This is a genomic window from Actinosynnema sp. NPDC050801 (assembly GCF_040673975.1).
In the GTDB taxonomy this organism is placed as follows: domain Bacteria; phylum Actinomycetota; class Actinomycetes; order Mycobacteriales; family Pseudonocardiaceae; genus Actinosynnema.
Window position 1 is genome coordinate 957,866 of the sequence record NZ_JBFAQZ010000001.1, and the last position, 12,816, is coordinate 970,681.

Consider the following 12,816-nt stretch of genomic DNA (forward strand, 5'->3'; position numbering starts at 1 on the left):
GACCGCGAGGTGGTCCCCGACGGGGTGATCCGCGTGGTGCGCGGCAGCGGTCGTGGACCGCGCTCGTCGAGGTGGGGACCGGCGCCGACGAGGTGCCCGCCGGGCGGCTCGGAGACCTCCTGGACCTGGCCCGCGAACGGGGTTTCGACGCGGTGCTCACGATCTCCAACGAGATACCGCCGCTGCCCGGCTACCACCCGACCGCGGTCGACCGGCGGGCGGCGGACGAGGTCGTCCTGCACCACTGGTCGTGGACCGAGGTGCTGTGCGAGGCGGTGGCGCAGAAGGAGCACCTGGGCGAGGCCGACCAGGCGTGGATCCTCGGTGAGCTGATCCGGTACCTGGAGCACCCCCGATCAGGCACGATGGCGTTCGAGGACATGGGTCCGGCGTGGGTGGCGCTGCGGGAGTCCGTCCAGGCGGGCACGCTGCGCGCGACCGACCCGACCGCGGCCGGAGCGGCCTTGCGCTTCGACGCGCTGGTGCGGTTCGCGAGCCTCGAACTCGGTCGCAGACTCGGCGCGGAGGTGACGCCGGCCCTGACCCGCAAGGAGCTGGCCGAGCCGCACGCCCGGGTCGCCAGGCAGGTCGACCGGCTCGTCGTCGAGGGGCGGTTGACCGCGGGCGTCCACATCGCCGGCACGGTCGGCGCGCTGCAGGTGACGGCGGACCTGCGGGCCGGGCGCGTCTCCTGCCACGTCGACCTGGACGGGCCGAGGGAGGGCCGCCCCACCACCCGGGTCGAGTGGCTGGTCCGGCAGCTGAAGGACGCGCCCGACACCGTGCGGCTCGAAGCGTTCGCGGCACACGGCCCGGGCGCGGGCGCTTCGCAACCGCTGGGGACCGTGAGAGCGGACCCGACGGCGCTGGTGGCGGACCCGGCGAAGGAGATCCGCGGGTTCCGCGTCGCCGACTCGGGCCCGCTGGGCAGCGGGCCCGGCACCGGCCCGGACTCGTTCATCGCTTCCGTGTCGGGCGCCGTCACGCGCTTCTACGAGGACGTCGTGCGCAACCTCAAGCCGTGGGCCGCCGCACCGCCGCGGATCCGACCGGTGGAAGCGTTCGCGGACGGACCGGGGATCAGTTCCAGGACGGAAGCCACTTCTGGGCTTCCCAGATCTCCGGGGTGATCGGTATGCCGTTGAGGATCGGCCACAGCCACACGAAGTTGGCCACCACCAGGCCCACGTAGAGGGCGACCGCGAGCAGACCGGTGCCCCGGCGCTCCTTGCCGTCCGTCCTCCTGCCCAGGACCTCGCCCAACGCCAGCGCGATGCCCAGCACCAGGAACGGCGCCATCGGCGTCACGTAGAAGAAGTACATCTGCCGGTCGACGTTGACGAACCACGGCAGGAAGCCCGCGCCGTAGCCGACCAGCACCGCCGCGTACCGCCAGTCCAGCTTGGCGATCGACTGCCACAGCGCCCACGCCAGCATCGGGAACGCCAGCCACCACATGGCGGGCGTGCCGATCAGCATGATCGCGCCCACGCAGCTCGCCCCGCCGCAGCCCTGCACGGCGCCCTCGAAGTAGTACAGCATCGGCCGCAGGCCCATCGGCCACGACCACGGCTTCGACTCCCACGGGTGCTGGTTGGTCGCCGACGTGACCAGGCCGGTGTGGAAGTTCAGCACGTTGCCGCTGTAGTACCAGAGCGCGCGCAGCGGCGCCGGGATCCAGCCGTCCTCGGGGATCTTCACGCCCGCGACGTGCCGGTCGATGGCCGTCTCCGACGCGAACCACGCCCACCACGTCGCCAGGTACGCCAGGATCGGGATCACCAGCAGCGCGAACAGCGACGGCAGCAGGTCCTTCGCGAACGAACCCGCCCACGGCCGCCGCACGCCCGCCGCACGACGTGCCAACGCGCTCCAGACCACCGTCAGCACGCCGAAGAACGCGATGTACCACACGCCGGACCACTTCACGCCGCACGCGAGGCCGAGCGCGATCCCGCCGGCGAAGCGCCACCAGCGGAAACCCAGCCACGGGCCGAACGGCGAGTCGTTCACCCACCCCTCGCGCACCGCCACGGCCAACCGCGACCGCACCTGGTCCCGGTCCACCACCAGGCAGGCGAACGCGACCACCACGAAGAACGCCAGGAAGATGTCGAGCATCCCCATCCGCGACTGCACGTGGCTCACGCCGTCCGCGATCAGCAGCACGCCCGCGATCGCGCCGATCAGGTCCGACCGCGTCATCCGCCGGGCGATCCGCACCACCAGCAGGATCGTCAACGTGCCGGCGACGGCCGAGGCGAACCGCCAGCCCACGCCGTCATAGCCGAACAGCCACTCGCCGATCGCGATGAGCTGCTTGCCCAGCGGCGGGTGGACGATCAGCTCGTAGCCGGCGTTGTCCTCGTACCCGCCGTTGCGCAGCACCTGCGCGCCCTGCGGCACGTAGTGCTTCTCGTCGAAGACCGGGGTGCCCTTGTCGGTCGGGAACCCGAGGTTCCAGAACCGCACCACACCGCCGATCAGCGCCACGGTCAACGTGACGAGCCAGCCCCTCAGGGCGTCGCTCATCGGGCCGGGTTCGAGCAGGCGTGCCCGCTGCTCGCGGTCGTTGCCCGGTGGCGGGCTCGCCTTCGGGACCTCTCCGGCGGCGACCACGTCGTCTGCGGACTGCGGTGCGATCAGGCTCACGCGCCCGATCGTAGGGTGAGAGGCGTGAGACCTGTATCTGGATCAGGCCGTTTGGTGCTGGCGGCTACTCCGCTCGGCGACGTCCGGGACGCTTCACCGCGCCTGGTCGAGGCGTTGGGCACGGCCGACGTGATCGCGGCCGAGGACACCAGACGGCTCCGGTCGCTGGTCGCGGCGCTGGACGTGACGCCGACCGGGCGGGTGGTGAGCTTCTACGACCAGGTCGAGACGGCCCGGCTGCCCGGCCTGCTGGAGGCCATGCGGGAGGGTCGGACGGTGGTGCTGGTGACCGACGCCGGCATGCCCAGCGTGTCCGACCCCGGCTACCGCCTGGTCGCCGCGTGCGTGGCGGAGGACATCCGGGTCACCTGCCTGCCCGGGCCGTCCGCCGTGACCACCGCGCTGGCCGTGTCGGGCCTGCCGTCGGACCGTTTCTGCTTCGACGGCTTCCCGCCGCGCAAGCAGGGCGAGCGGCGGCGGTGGTTCGCCGGCCTGCTGGACGAACCCCGGACGTGTGTCTTCTTCGAGTCACCCCACCGGCTGGCGGACACCCTCGCCGACGCCGCCCACGTCCTGGGCCCCGAGCGCCGCGCCGCCGTGTGCCGGGAGCTGACCAAGACCTACGAGGAGGTCAGGCGTGGCGGGCTCGGCGAGCTGGCCGAGTGGGCCGCCGAGGGCGTGCGCGGCGAGGTCACCGTCGTGCTGGCGCCCGCCGAGGCCCGCGAGACCCCGCCGATCGAGGTGCTGGTGGCCGAGGTGAAGCAACGCGTGGCCGACGGCGAGCGGACGAAGACAGCGGCGGCGGAGGTCGCCGAGGCGGCGGGGGTGAGCAAGAAGGCCCTGTACGACGCCGTGATCAGCGCTTCTTGACCGGGACGAGCCGCACGTCGACGCCGGGCAGGTCGCCGAACCGGGCACGCCCGTCGGTGGTCACCAGCGTGCGGTTCGTCGCGCGCGCGGTGGCGGCGATGATCACGGCGTGCGCGCCGCGCGGTGAACCGGATCGCCTGATGTGGGCCATCAGCGCCGCGTGGTGCTCCGCGACGGCCGGCGTGTAGTCCTCGACCGGGATGGTGGTGAGCAGGTCGTCCAGGAACGCGCGCTGCACCGCGACCCGTCCTTGGTCGCCGTCGAGGAGCAGCCCGGCCAGGTACTCGGCCATCGCGACGGCGGCCAGGGCCACGTCGTCCTCATCGGAGATGGCGGTCGGGTCGAGAACGCCGCGCACGCCCGCGACCAGCACCCCGGTGTCGAGGATCAGTCGTGCCACGGGTCGGAGTCCAGGTCGCCGGAGACCGCGTCGCGAGCCGCAGCGACGTTGGCCGCGAACTCCTCGTCCAGCCCGGCGCGCCCGTGCCACCGGCGGAAGACGTCGTGCAGCGCCTTGCCGTTCGCCCTGGGCGCGGGCGTGATCATGGCCACCCGTCGGCCGTTGCGGGTGACCACGATCGTCTCGCCGTGCTCGGCTTCGTCCAACACGGCGGAGAAGTTGCGCGACGCTTCGGACGCCGCCATTTCCTTCATCGCTTCAGACTATCAGAATCTGACTGTCTGAACGTCGGGTCGGCTGAGGGGCCGGTGGCGCGACCCGCGCAAACCCGTCGGGGGCGCCTCCGTAGGCTTGGACCATGAGTGCCTCCGTGCTGACCGCGGTGGCGTGGCCCTACGCCAACGGCCCCCGCCACATCGGTCACGTCTCCGGTTTCGGTGTCCCCTCCGACGTGTTCTCCCGCTACATGCGCATGTCGGGCAACCGGGTGCTGATGGTCTCCGGCTCGGACGAGCACGGCACGCCCATCTCGGTGCAGGCCGAGAAGGAGGGCATGTCCACCCGCGACCTGGTGGACAAGTACCACCGGGTCATCGCGAACGACCTGCACGGCCTCGGCCTGTCCTACGACCTGTTCACCCGGACCACCACCGGCAACCACTACAAGGTGGTGCAGGAGCTGTTCCTCGCCCTCTGGCGCAACGGCTACGTGATCCCGAAGACGGAGATGGGCGCGATCAGCCCGTCCACCGGCCGCACCCTGCCCGACCGCTACATCGAGGGCACCTGCCCGATCTGCGGCTACGACGGCGCCCGCGGCGACCAGTGCGACAACTGCGGCAACCAGCTCGACCCGGTCGACCTGAAGAACCCGCGCTCCCGCATCAACGGCGAGGTGCCGAAGTTCGTCGAGACCGAGCACCTGTTCCTCGACCTCCCGCAGTTCATCGACGCCCTCGGCGGCTGGCTCCAGACCCGCACCGAGTGGCGCCCGAACGTGCTCAAGTTCAGCCAGAACCTGATCGGCGACCTGCGCCCGCGCGCCATCACCCGCGACCTGGACTGGGGCATCCCCATCCCGCTCGACGGCTGGCGCGACCAGCCGATGAAGCGCTTCTACGTGTGGTTCGACGCCGTGATCGGCTACCTGAGCGCGTCCGTCGAGTGGGCGCGGCGCTCCGGTGACGACGACGCCTGGAAGGAGTTCTGGACCGGCGACGCCCAGGGCTACTACTTCATGGGCAAGGACAACATCGTCTTCCACTCGCTGATCTGGCCCTCCCTGCTGCTCGGCCAGAACGGCCAGGGCGCGAAGGGCGGCGAGCCCGGCTCGTTCGGCAGGCTGAACCTGCCCACCGAGGTGGTCTCCAGCGAGTTCCTGACCATGAGCGGGTCGAAGTTCTCCACCTCGCGCGGCACGGTCATCTACGTGACGGACTTCCTCAAGGAGTTCGGCCCGGACGCGCTGCGCTACTTCATCTCCGTGGCCGGCCCCGAGAACCAGGACACCGACTTCACCTGGGAGGAGTTCGTCCGCCGGACGAACTTCGAGCTGGCCAACGAGTGGGGCAACCTGGTCAACCGGTCGATCTCGATGGCGCACAAGAACGTGGGCGCGATCCCGAAGCCGACCAGCCCCACCCAGGCCGACCACGAGCTGCTGGAGCTGTCCCGCAAGGCGTTCGACGTGGTGGGCGCGAACCTGCGCCGCTCCCGGTTCAAGCAGGCGTCCAGCGAGGCGATGAAGGTGGTCGGCGCGGCCAACCGCTACCTGTCCGACCAGGAGCCGTGGAAGCTCAAGGACGACCCGGAGCGCCGCGACACCGTGCTGCACACCGCGTTGCAGGTCGTGCAGGACGCCAACGCCCTGCTGACGCCGTTCCTGCCGCACTCGGCGCAGAAGGTGCACGAGGCACTGGGCGGCACGGGCGTGTGGGCGGCCCAGCCGCAGTTGACCGACGTGGCCGACCTGGACGTGCCCGACCGCGAGTACCCGGTGCTGACCGGCGACTACGCGGGCGAGCAGGCCACCTGGGCGTCCACGCCGATCGAGGTGGGCCGGCCGCTGGCCAAGCCCGCGCCGCTGTTCGCCAAGCTCGACCCCGAGCTGGGTGAGACCGGGCCTGAGTGGGCCCCGATCACCAAGTGAACGCGCTGCCGACGGTCACGTGGTGCCCGCGGTGACGAAACGCCGCGGCGAACGGCCACCGGTCCCGGAAACCCTGCCGGCGCCGGTGGTCGACGCCCACACGCACCTGGACGCGTGCGGCGCGAAGACGCCCGACCAGGTCCGCGAGGTGGTCGACCGGGCCGCCCAGGCGGGCGTGGACCGCGTGATCACCGTCGCCGACGACCTCGACGCCGCGCGGTGGGCCGCCGAAGCCGCCACGTGGGACGACCGGGTGTTCGCCGCCGTCGCCCTGCACCCCACCCGCACGTCCACGTTCGGCGAGGCGGAGCAGGCCGAGCTGGAGCGGCTCGCCGTCCGGCCCAGGGTCGTCGCGATCGGCGAGACCGGCCTGGACTACTACTGGGACTACGCGCCGAGATCCGCGCAGCACGAGGCCTTCCGGTGGCACATCGACCTGGCAAAACGGGTCGGCAAGCCGCTGATGATCCACGACCGGGACGCCCACGACGACATCCTCGCCGTGCTCGACGCCGAGGGCGCGCCGTCCACAGTGGTCTTCCACTGCTTCTCCGGCGACCTCTCCTTCGCGCGCGCGTGCGTGGAACGCGGGTTCGTGCTCTCTTTCGCGGGTACGACGACGTTCCGCAACGCCCACGCGTTGCGGGAAGCCGCAGTCTGGGTGCCGGAGGACCACGTGTTGGTCGAGACGGACGCGCCGTTCCTCACGCCCCACCCGTACCGAGGTCGCCCGAACGAGCCCTATTGCGCGAACTACACGCTCCGCGACCTGGCGACGCTGCGTGAGACAGACCTGGGTGAGTTGGCCACGAAGATCACCCGAAACGCCGAACGCGTCTTCGGTCTCCGTGACTCCGCGAAGTCGTAATCCTCCTTACGACGAATGGAGGACAGACTTGCTCCCCTAACGGAGTGACTGAACTCACAAGGGTTGCCGGGGTGTTGGCACAACCCCCGCGTACCCGTTACGGTCCCGTGACCGTGCCCCGAGTTGCAGTTCGGGGCGCACCCGCAGTCGGGGCGGGTCACGTTGACACCAGAAGCGCCAAGCCGAACACGCACAGGAGTTGCCGGAGATCACTAGCTGACCACCGACATCGAACGTGCGCGTCGCCGGACTTCGCGCCTTCAGGAGGTATGGCACCCCGTGAACTCGTTCAACGAGGACACCGACTGGTTTACGCCCGTGCAGCCGACACCCGTGGCCGGTGTGGACGTCCTGGACAGACCCGGGCCGCCGTCCGAATGGGACACCGCGGTGTTCACCATCACCCCGGACGACGTCCTGGACGTGCTGGGACCGGACGCCGACGAGCTGCTGGCCAGCGCGAACGTCGACGTCGACGAGCTGATCCGGCTGATCAACGCCGAGACCACGCTCCTACCCCCGATCATCATCCCCGACGAGGTCTCCCAGGACCGGGTCGCGGGCAGCCTGGCCGCCGAGCAGCCGAGCGCCCCGCCCGCCGCACTGGTCGAGGCCGCGGGGAAGTGGAAGCGCCGCTTCCTGAAGGCCGCGGTCGCCACCGTGCTGGTGACCATCTCCGGCGGTGGCGCCACCGCGATCGCGATGGACAAGTCCGTCACGGTCGACGTCGACGGCGAAGCCAAGACTGTGCGCACCTACGAGTCCACCGTCGGCGAGATCCTCGCCGACGAGGGCATCACGATCGGCGAGCACGACGCGCTCAGCCCGTCCCCCCAGGCGAAGGTCAGCGACGGCGGGAAGATCTCGCTGGACCGCGGCCGGCTGGTGAAGGCGACGGTCGACGGCGAGCAGCGCGAGGGCTGGGTCCGCTCGGTCACCGTGGACGAGGCGCTGGAGCAGTTGCAGGTCGACGACGAGGGCGCGTGGCTCTCGCACGACCGCGGCATGGACGTGCCCCTCAACGGTCTCGCCCTCGAGGTCAAGAGCCTCAAGACCATCACGCTCTACGACGGCGGCAACGCGCCCCGGCAGCTGCGGACGACGGCCGTGACCGTCGAGGAGCTGATGCGCGCCGAGAACCTCACGCTGGGCCCCGAGGACAAGCTCGAAACGGCGATGGACCTGCGCGTCACCAACGGCGCCGAGGTCCACATCACGCGCACCGGCGTGTCGGTGATCAACGCGACGGAGGCCATCCAGCCGCCCGTCGAGGAGGTCAAGGACGACGCGATGATGAGGGGCCAGAAAGAGGTCCTGGACCCGGGCGAGGCCGGCGAGCAGATCGTCACCTACCGCGTGACGGTGAAGAACGGCGCCGAGGTGGGCCGCGAGAAGCTGGGCGCGAAGGTCACCAAGGAGCCGAAGCCGAAGAAGGTCAAGGTCGGCACCAAGCTCCCGCCCGACGGCGAGGTCTGGGACCGGCTGGCCCAGTGCGAGGCGACCGGCAACTGGGCCATCAACACCGGCAACGGCTACTACGGCGGCCTGCAGTTCAACAAGAGCACCTGGGACGCCTACGGCGGTGCCCAGTACGCCGCGTACCCGCACCAGGCGACCCGCGAGCAGCAGATCGCCGTCGCCACCAAGCTGCGCGACGCCCGCGGCGGCTACTCCGCGTGGCCCCACTGCCGGTCGAAGCTGGGCCTGCCGTAACAATGCACGCGTGACTGAGGATTCGACGACGGCCGGGTCGGGGAGCCACCTCCTCGGCCCGGCCGACGTCCGTCGGCTGGCCGCCGAGCTGGACATCCGCCCCACGAAGAAGCTGGGGCAGAACTTCGTGCACGACCCGAACACGGTGCGGCGCATCGTGGCGGCGGCCGACCTGCGCCCGGACGACGTGGTGCTGGAGGTCGGCCCCGGTCTGGGCTCGCTGACGTTGGCGTTGCTGCCCTCCTGCCGGGCGCTGGTGGCCGTGGAGATCGACGGGGTGCTGGCCGACCGCCTGCCCGTCACCGTGGCCGAGCGGGCGCCCCAGCTGGCCGACCGCCTGTCCGTCGTGCACGACGACGCGATGCGCGTCACGGCGTCCCAACTGCCCGTCGAGCCGACGGCGCTGGTGGCGAACCTCCCGTACAACGTGGCCGTGCCCGTGGTGCTGCACCTGCTGGCCGTGCTGCCGTCGTTGCGCACCGGCCTGGTGATGGTGCAGTCCGAGGTCGCCGACCGGATGGCCGCCGGGCCCGGCAGCAAGGTCTACGGCGTGCCCAGCGTGAAGCTCGCCTGGTACGCGGACGCCCGCCGGGCCGGTCCGGTGCCGCGTTCGGTGTTCTGGCCGGTGCCCAACGTCGACTCCGCGCTGGTGGCGTTCGAACGGCACGAGCCCTTGTCCACTGTGGACCAGAAGCAGCTGTTCTCCTTGGTGGACGCGGCTTTCGCCCAACGCCGCAAGATGCTGCGCGGCGCGCTGGCCGGGTGGGCGGGCTCCGCCGCCGAGGCGCAGCGGCTGCTCGTCGCCGCGGGCGTGGACCCGGCGGTGCGGGGCGAACAACTGGCCGTCGGTGACTTCATCCGGATAGCCGAGGTCGCTTCCGCTCGGTAGTCGATGATCTTTCGGCCGAAAGTGTGATTTGCCGGACGATCCGGTTACAGGCTTGCGTCAGCCAGGCTCGGTCAGGTCTACTCGTGGTGCCATCCCGAGCGGCTGAGAGACCTGGCTCTACGACGCCGCAGCAACCACCCCCCCCGCGGGGCAGGTGCTTCAGCCAGGATCGATGGAGGATCACGTGCCCAGGATGCGAACGCTCACCCGCCGGCGGGTCGTCGACCACGGCCGCCGCACCTCGTCAGCCTGTCGCAGCTGCTGCTAGCAGCCCTAGGCGCCTTCGAATCCTCGCGTCCTTCTTCAGGACACCATTCTGAGCTGAGCCGTCGGTCACGCACGCCATGAGCGTGCGCTGCCGCATGCAGTCGTGGAGCGAAACGTGATCACTGTCGAGAACCTCACCAAGACCTTCCCCGGGAGTACCGGGCAGGTTCGCGCGCTGGACGGCGTGAACCTGGACGTCGCCGCAGGCACCGTCCTCGGCGTCGTCGGCCCCAGCGGCGCGGGCAAGTCCACCCTGGCCCGGTGCGTCGCGCTCCTGGAGCGCCCCGACAGCGGCGCGATCCGCGTCGACGGCACCGACCTCGTCTCCCTCGACGGCACCGCCCTGCGGGCCGCCCGCCGGCAGATCGGCGTTGTGCCGCAAGGGGATTCCCTGCTGCGCCAGCGCACCGCCGCGGGCAACGTCGCGCTGCCGCTGGAGGCCGCGGGCGTGGCCGGTCCCCAGCGCCGCACCCGGGTCGCCGAACTCCTCGACCTCGTGGGCCTGACCGACAAGGCGGGCTCGTACCCCGACCAGCTCTCCGGCGGCCAGCGCCAGCGGATCGCCGTCGCGCGGGCGCTCGCCGCGTCGCCGTCGGTGCTGCTGGCCGACGAGCCGACCTCCGCGCTCGACCCCGACACCACCGGCTCGGTGCTCACCGTGCTGGACCGGGCGCGGGCCGAGCTCGGCGTGACGGTGCTCGTGGTCACGCACGACATGGGCGTGGTCCGCAGGATCTGCGACGACGTCGCGGTGCTGGAGGACGGCCGGGTGGTGGAGCACGGCAAGGTACTCGACCTGGTGTCCGACGCGGCCAGCCGCACCGCCGCGTCGCTGCTGCCCGCCGTGGACCAGAACCCGGCGGCGGAGGCCTCGTTCGACCGGGTCGCGGACGTCGTGCTGATCGGCTTCGCCGCCGTCGGCGCGCTGCTGCCCGAGGTGACCAGCCGGTTCGGCGTCGAGCTGAACCTGCTGGGCGGCGGTCTGACCAGGCTGGGGGAGACCCCGGTGGCCCGGTTCCGCGTCGGCCTGAAGGGCGAGCGCGCGGACTCCGCGCTGGAGTGGATCTCGGAAGCGGGCGGCTCGGTGCGACGGACCCTCTCGGGTCCGCAGGGAGTAGCTGCGTGAGGTCCGCAACACCCTGGTCCATCGTGTTCGACGACGTGCTGCTCGCCACCGGCGAGACGTTGTACATGGTGGTCGTCTCCACCCTGATCGCCGTTCTGCTCGGTGCGCCCGTCGGCATCTGGCTTCAGCTCACCGCACCCGGTGGGCTGAAGCCCCGGCCGGTGCTGCACAAGGTGCTCGGGTTCGTCGTGGACCTGGGCCGCTCCATGCCGTTCCTGGTGCTGCTCGTGGTGCTCACCTCGCTGACCAGGCTGCTGCTCGGCAGCACCATCGGACCCACGGCGGCCATCGTGCCGCTCGCCGTCGGCGCCATCCCGTTCGTCGGCAGGCTGGTGCAGAACGTGCTGGCCGAGGTGCACGTGTCGGTGGTCGAGGCCGCCGTCACCACCGGGTCGTCCACGCTGCGGATCGTGCGCAGCGTGCTGCTGCGCGAGTCGTTGCCCGCGCTGGTCAACGCCATCGGCGTGACCGCGATCGCGCTGCTGGGCTACTCGGCGATGGCCGGGGTGGTCGGCGGCGGCGGCCTCGGCGACCTCGCCGTGCGCATGGGCTACCAGCGGTTCAACGACCGCTACCTGTGGAGCACGGTCGTCGTGCTGGCGATCATCGCCACCGCGATCCAGTTCACCACCAACCGCGTGGCCCGCGGCGTCGACCGCCGCCGCACCGCGTCCGTCTGATCGTTTCTTCTTCTCATCAAAGGAATGAAATGCGTATTCGTGCTGCCCTGCTGGCCGTGCTGCTGACCGCAGTGGGCTGCGGTAGTGGCGACAACGGCGCCGCGTCCGACCCGAACGCGGCGCTGAAGGTCGGCGTGAGCCCGGTCCCGCACGCCCAGGTGCTGCGGTACGTCGCGGACAACCTGGCCGCGGCGAAGGGCTTGAAGATCGAGGTGGTGGAGTTCACCGACTACGTGCAGCCGAACACGGCGCTGGTGGACGGGTCGCTGGACGCGAACTACTTCCAGACCGTGCCGTACCTGGACACGTTCAAGGCGGAGAGCGGCGCGTCGCTGGAGTGGATCGGGCCGGTGCACGTCGAGCCGCTGGGCGTGTACTCGAAGAAGCACAAGTCGCTGGCCGACCTGCCGTCGGGCGCCCGGGTCGCGGTGGCCAACGACGCGACGAACGAGGCGCGCGGGCTGAAGCTGCTCCAGGACAACGGGCTGATCAAGGTCACGCCGGGCGCGGAGAAGACGGCGACCATCCGGGACATCGCGGAGAACCCGCGTGGGCTTGAGTTCGTCGAGCTGGAGGCGGCGCAGCTGCCGCGTTCGCTGGACGACACGGACGCGTCCGTGGTGAACGGCAACTACGCCATCGACGCCGGTCTCAAGCCCGCGTCCGACGCGTTGGCGCTGGAGAAGGTCGAGGGCAACCCGAACGCGAACGGCCTGGTCACGCGGGCCGAGCTGAAGGACGACCCGCGCGTGCGCGACCTGCTGGCCCTGCTCCAGTCGCAAGAGGTCAAGGACTACATCAAGCAAACCTTCGCCGGCTCCGTCCTCGCCGTCTAACCCCCAACCCCATCTCCATCTCCACCCCCCTCGACCTCACCCCCGCGTGTCCTACCTCCAACCCGCGCGTGTCCTACCTCCAGAACGCGCGTGTCCTACGTTCAGAACGCGCGTGTCCTACGTTCAGAACGCGCGAGTCGTACGTTCAGGTCGCGCGAGTCGTACGTTCAGGTCGCGCGAGTCGTACGTTCAGGTCGCGCGAGTCCTACGTTCGCGTCGTGCGTGTCCTACGTTCGGGACCCCTGAGTTCAACGCTCAGGAAAGATCAAGGGCGTCCTCGCCGGACGGGCAGATCAGCAGGATGACGGGGTTGGTGCGAGATCCCCTGTACCAGCGGGGGTCGGGTTTCGTGTCATCCCGCCGACC

General features: G+C 70.7%; 12 protein-coding genes and 1 riboswitch. Of the genes, 9 read left to right on the top strand and 3 right to left on the bottom strand.

Going from position 1 to position 12,816, the window contains the following annotated elements; all coding sequences use genetic code 11:
- Positions 1-71: 71 nt before the first annotated feature.
- The gene (locus AB0K14_RS04830; protein WP_360463931.1) at positions 72-1,130 is read left to right on the top strand and encodes a hypothetical protein; all 1,059 of its coding nucleotides are present in this window, start codon (positions 72-74) and stop codon (positions 1,128-1,130) included.
- Here AB0K14_RS04830 and AB0K14_RS04835 read toward each other — a convergent pair.
- The gene (locus AB0K14_RS04835; RefSeq protein ID WP_360463998.1) at positions 1,081-2,643 is read right to left on the bottom strand and encodes a phospholipid carrier-dependent glycosyltransferase; all 1,563 of its coding nucleotides are present in this window, start codon (positions 2,641-2,643) and stop codon (positions 1,081-1,083) included. The two genes, AB0K14_RS04830 and AB0K14_RS04835, sit on opposite strands and share 50 nt — an antisense overlap.
- A 33-nt stretch (positions 2,644-2,676) precedes the next feature.
- Here AB0K14_RS04835 and rsmI point away from each other — a divergent pair, with 33 nt between their 5' ends.
- Positions 2,677-3,522, top strand: coding sequence for a 16S rRNA (cytidine(1402)-2'-O)-methyltransferase (gene rsmI, locus AB0K14_RS04840; RefSeq protein WP_360463928.1), 846 nt, complete (start codon positions 2,677-2,679; stop codon positions 3,520-3,522).
- Here the strand turns inward: rsmI and AB0K14_RS04845 are convergent.
- Positions 3,509-3,922 (bottom strand): PIN domain-containing protein, encoded by a 414-nt coding sequence (locus tag AB0K14_RS04845; RefSeq protein ID WP_360463925.1) that lies wholly within the window; start codon positions 3,920-3,922, stop codon positions 3,509-3,511. The genes rsmI and AB0K14_RS04845 overlap by 14 nt on opposite strands.
- Positions 3,910-4,176, bottom strand: a complete 267-nt coding sequence (locus AB0K14_RS04850) for a type II toxin-antitoxin system prevent-host-death family antitoxin (RefSeq protein WP_360463922.1) — start codon at positions 4,174-4,176, stop codon at positions 3,910-3,912. Before AB0K14_RS04850 ends, AB0K14_RS04845 begins: the two co-directional genes overlap by 13 nt.
- Positions 4,177-4,280: 104 nt before the next feature.
- On the opposite strand from AB0K14_RS04850, the gene metG reads away from it, so the two are divergent.
- The 7 genes from metG to AB0K14_RS04885 all read left to right on the top strand — a co-directional run bounded on the left by metG (position 4,281) and on the right by AB0K14_RS04885 (position 12,450).
- Complete coding sequence (gene metG, locus AB0K14_RS04855; protein WP_360463919.1) at positions 4,281-6,071, top strand: methionine--tRNA ligase; 1,791 nt, start codon at positions 4,281-4,283, stop codon at positions 6,069-6,071.
- A gap of 31 nt (positions 6,072-6,102) precedes the next feature.
- Positions 6,103-6,939 carry a TatD family hydrolase gene (locus AB0K14_RS04860; protein WP_360463916.1) on the top strand — a complete coding sequence of 279 codons (837 nt, stop codon included), beginning with the start codon at positions 6,103-6,105 and terminating at the stop codon, positions 6,937-6,939.
- Between the two features lie 279 nt (positions 6,940-7,218).
- Complete coding sequence (locus AB0K14_RS04865) at positions 7,219-8,652, top strand: transglycosylase family protein (protein WP_360463913.1); 1,434 nt, start codon at positions 7,219-7,221, stop codon at positions 8,650-8,652.
- A gap of 10 nt (positions 8,653-8,662) precedes the next feature.
- Positions 8,663-9,541, top strand: a complete 879-nt coding sequence (gene rsmA, locus AB0K14_RS04870; RefSeq protein ID WP_360463910.1) for a 16S rRNA (adenine(1518)-N(6)/adenine(1519)-N(6))-dimethyltransferase RsmA — start codon at positions 8,663-8,665, stop codon at positions 9,539-9,541.
- Between the two features lie 86 nt (positions 9,542-9,627).
- Positions 9,628-9,720, top strand: a riboswitch (SAM riboswitch).
- Between the two features lie 203 nt (positions 9,721-9,923).
- Positions 9,924-10,934 carry an ATP-binding cassette domain-containing protein gene (locus tag AB0K14_RS04875; RefSeq protein ID WP_360463907.1) on the top strand — a complete coding sequence of 337 codons (1,011 nt, stop codon included), beginning with the start codon at positions 9,924-9,926 and terminating at the stop codon, positions 10,932-10,934.
- The gene (locus tag AB0K14_RS04880; protein WP_360463904.1) at positions 10,931-11,614 is read left to right on the top strand and encodes a methionine ABC transporter permease; all 684 of its coding nucleotides are present in this window, start codon (positions 10,931-10,933) and stop codon (positions 11,612-11,614) included. Before AB0K14_RS04875 ends, AB0K14_RS04880 begins: the two co-directional genes overlap by 4 nt.
- A gap of 29 nt (positions 11,615-11,643) precedes the next feature.
- Positions 11,644-12,450, top strand: coding sequence for a MetQ/NlpA family ABC transporter substrate-binding protein (locus tag AB0K14_RS04885; protein WP_360463901.1), 807 nt, complete (start codon positions 11,644-11,646; stop codon positions 12,448-12,450).
- Positions 12,451-12,816: the final 366 nt, after the last annotated feature.

Bases quoted from the DNA above. Each gene is read 5' to 3' on its own strand.
- AB0K14_RS04850 (WP_360463922.1), bottom strand. From the start codon at position 4,176: ATGAAGGAAATGGCGGCGTCCGAAGCGTCGCGCAACTTCTCCGCCGTG.
- metG (WP_360463919.1), top strand. From the start codon at position 4,281: ATGAGTGCCTCCGTGCTGACCGCGGTGGCGTGGCCCTACGCCAACGGC.
- AB0K14_RS04885 (WP_360463901.1), top strand. From the start codon at position 11,644: ATGCGTATTCGTGCTGCCCTGCTGGCCGTGCTGCTGACCGCAGTGGGC.